This window comes from Gilliamella sp. Fer4-1, assembly GCF_001690515.1.
Classification (GTDB): Bacteria; Pseudomonadota; Gammaproteobacteria; order Enterobacterales; family Orbaceae; genus Gilliamella; species Gilliamella apicola_C.
Window position 1 is genome coordinate 1 of record NZ_LZGZ01000088.1, and the last position, 3425, is coordinate 3425.

4 protein-coding genes are annotated in these 3425 nt (G+C 34.2%); all 4 read right to left on the reverse strand.

Features of this window, described 5'->3' with window-relative positions; all coding sequences use genetic code 11:
* Nucleotides 1-440: SPFH domain-containing protein (locus A9G30_RS03400; RefSeq protein WP_218057706.1), on the reverse strand; the 440-nt coding region annotated here is incomplete at its 3' end.
* 9 nt (nt 441-449) lie between these two features.
* Nucleotides 450-1682 (reverse strand): FtsH protease activity modulator HflK, encoded by a 1233-nt coding sequence (gene hflK, locus A9G30_RS03405; protein WP_065588066.1) that lies wholly within the window; start codon nt 1680-1682, stop codon nt 450-452.
* Between the two features lie 23 nt (nt 1683-1705).
* Complete coding sequence (hflX, locus tag A9G30_RS03410; protein WP_065588067.1) at nt 1706-3001, reverse strand: ribosome rescue GTPase HflX; 1296 nt, start codon at nt 2999-3001, stop codon at nt 1706-1708.
* A gap of 20 nt (nt 3002-3021) precedes the next feature.
* Nucleotides 3022-3267, reverse strand: a complete 246-nt coding sequence (hfq, locus tag A9G30_RS03415; RefSeq protein WP_065567290.1) for an RNA chaperone Hfq — start codon at nt 3265-3267, stop codon at nt 3022-3024.
* Nucleotides 3268-3425: the final 158 nt, after the last annotated feature.

Below are 3425 nucleotides of genomic sequence, written 5' to 3' on the forward strand. Positions count from 1 at the left end.
ATAGAATTGCGAGAGTTATTATTGGTGTCATTAATAATATCAACGATATCTAATTTACCCACTTCGGCTCTTAAACGGCCATTTAACCGAGCAAGCAATAGGTTTTCAACACTATTACCGCCCGCAATAGTTTCATAGTACCGATTAAAATCAACAATCTTCCATTGTACAAAATAATCAATAACTAAATCTTTATTTTCACGTGTTATAAACTTTTGTTCCTTACCAACATTATCAGAACTATTTGTTGTTTGAATTTTAGAATCAACAACTTTTACATTATCCATCCCAGGGATTTTAAAATGTAATCCAGGATCTGATAATCTTATAATTTTATTAAATCGTAAAACTATACCCCTAGTTCCTTCTTCAATAACATAAGCACTAGAAAAAAACACACCAATTAAAATAAATATTATAGGAATCAATAACTTGCGCATACTTTCTCCTTATCTTCCCATAAATCGCGCAGTTCGCGTACTATTGCTGGTGCTAATGGTATTATTTGTATTACTATTAACCTCTTTTGATAATTCTTGTGTCGTCTGAGGTTGATGTTTTATTGTTTCAGAAGAGAGCACCATATTAGAATTATATTTACTATTTTCATTTAATAACACCGTTGGTTCAGAATGCTTTTCATTTGTATCTTTCAATAGTTGCTCTAGAGGTAATATCATTAAATTTCCGCTTTTATCATTAACCAAAATTTTTTTCGTTTTAGCCAATACTCTTTCCATAGTTTCAATATATAAGCGTTCTTTAGTAATTTCTGGTGCCGCCTTATATTGTGGTAAGATTTTTTCAAAACGAGCGACATCACCAGCAGCTTCAAGTTCTACTTTAACTTTATAAGCATTTGCATCTGCTAGAATTCTTGCAGAACGACCTTCTGCTTGTTGAACTTGCTTAACTTTTTCAGCAACCGCTTTATTTATTTCACGCTTTTTATCTTCTTGAGCATTCATTGCATCGTTAAAAGCTTCTTGTACAGCTTCAGGAGGACGAGCTGATTGGAAATTAAGATCCACTATACTAATTCCCATATCATAATGATTAATCACATTAACCAACTCATCTTTAGTGCGAGTTTCTAATGCGGAACGCCCATCAGTTAAAATATCATCCATACTTGAGCTGCCTACTTCTGTGCGTAAAGCACTATCTGCAGCTTGTTGTAGACTGTCTTTAACATTAGTGACTTTAAATAAATATTTTATAGGATCGTTGATACGATATTGTACATTCATCTCAACAAAGACCAAATTTTGATCTGTTGTTATCATAAACCCATTTACATTAAAATTGTGCGTACCTTGTGTATCAACTTTATACACTTTGTCAATTAATGGTGGACTCCAATTTAATCCAGGTTGAATAATTTCGGGCTGAACTTGACCAAATCGGGTAATAACACCACGTTCGCTTTGATTAATAGTGTAAAACCCATTCCCTCCCCAAATAAGAGCAAGAACAATTATTATAGCACCAACAATTTTCGACGCATCCATCGGTAATTTAATGCCTGATGAACCGTCATTATGGTTACCTGAATTACTTTTCTTTAAGAGGTCTTTAATTTTATCAAATAAATCACCTAATGAATTATTGGGTGTTTTTTTGTTATTGCCTCCCCATGGATCATTATCTTGTCCGTTATTTCCGGGCTGATTCCACGCCATATATTATATGCTCCATTTAACAATTAGTTATTATTTTGCTTATTGATTAAGTATAACAGATCTGGTTCTTGTTTACAGAGGCGATTCCATTCAATAGAGGGAATTCTCACATCTAAATGAAAACTACCATCCTCATTAATAAGTTCATGTTCAACCGCATTTAACTGATATAAACGGCTCCTTAGTTTTGCTAAGCAAGCTGGCAAGCTTAAATGGCAAACTTGAATTTGCTTAGCTAATCTTTCTTTCAAAGCAATAAATAATTGATCTAATCCTAAACCATTTTGTGCAGAAACCCAAACTCGAATTGGCATACCATTTTCATCTCGATCAATACCTGGTTGTTTACCCTCAATTAAATCGATTTTGTTCATAACGAGTAATGTTGGTATTTCGTGAGCATCAATTTCAAGCAAGACTTCATCAACAGCATGCATATTATCCAATAAATTAGGATCCGCTGCGTCAACAACATGTAATAATAAAGTGGCTTCTTGAGTTTCAAGTAGTGTTGCTTTAAAAGCCGCAATAAGATCATGTGGCAAGTGACGAATAAAACCGACCGTATCCGCTAAAACAACTTCACCAACATCATCAACAACGATTCGTCGCAGCGTTGGATCGAGTGTAGCAAATAACTGATTAGCAGCATATACATCAGCCTTTGTTAAAGCATTAAATAGTGTCGATTTTCCGGCATTTGTGTAACCAACTAAAGATATTGTTGATAGATCAGCTTTATTTCTTGATTGGCGATTTTGATTTCGCTGTTTTTCAACTTTAGACAACCTTGATAAAATTAACTGAATACGATGGCGAATCAATCGTCTATCAGTTTCTAATTGAGTTTCACCAGGGCCACGTAAGCCAATACCACCTTTTTGCCGTTCTAGATGAGTCCAACCTCGCACTAATCGTGTCGAAAGATGTTGTAACTGGGCTAGCTCAACTTGCAATTTACCTTCATGCGTTCTAGCTCGTTGGGCAAAAATATCAAGAATCAATCCTGTTCTATCCACAACTCGGCATTTACATAGTTGTTCTAAGTTACGCTCTTGAGAAGGTGTTAAAGTATGATTGACTAAAATAACAGAAGCACCAAGTTGTTTAACTTTTTCAGCTATTTCTTGTGCTTTACCTTCACCAATGAAATATTTGGCTTGCGGCGATTTTCTTGAGGTCGTCACAATATCGAGAATCTCTATTCGAGCAGAAGAAACTAATACTTCAAACTCTTTAAGATCCTCAATATTGCTTTCTTGAGGGAAAAATACATGGACTAATAAGGCAGTCTCACCGCCTTTATATCGCTCAAACAATCAGAATCTCCACTGAAATATCAGCTTTCACTTCCCTCTTCAGGCTGAGATACAAGTCCAGAAATAGGTCTAGAAGGTACGACCGTCGAAATGGCATGTTTATATACCATTTGGCTTACAGTATTTTTTAGCAAAATAACAAACTGATCGAATGATTCAATTTGCCCTTGTAACTTAATACCATTAACTAAATAGATTGATACAGGAATATGCTCTCGACGAAGCAAATTTAAATAAGGATCTTGTAATGACTGCCCTTTTGACATAAGTTTATCCTTTAAAAAGTAATTATATGAAGATAAAATAAATACACTTATAAATAATCAATGTATTTTTACATACTATTTCAGATACATCTAGTATCTACCAAAATAACATAAAAAGCACTTCTCTTGAACCAATCATATAAAATTTATGCACAAAT

What these genes read in the sequence shown, in the direction of transcription:
- hflK (WP_065588066.1), bottom strand. Translation starts at nt 1,682, where the DNA reads ATGGCGTGGAATCAGCCCGGAAATAACGGACAAGATAATGATCCATGG.
- hfq (WP_065567290.1), bottom strand. Translation starts at nt 3,267, where the DNA reads ATGTCAAAAGGGCAGTCATTACAAGATCCTTATTTAAATTTGCTTCGT.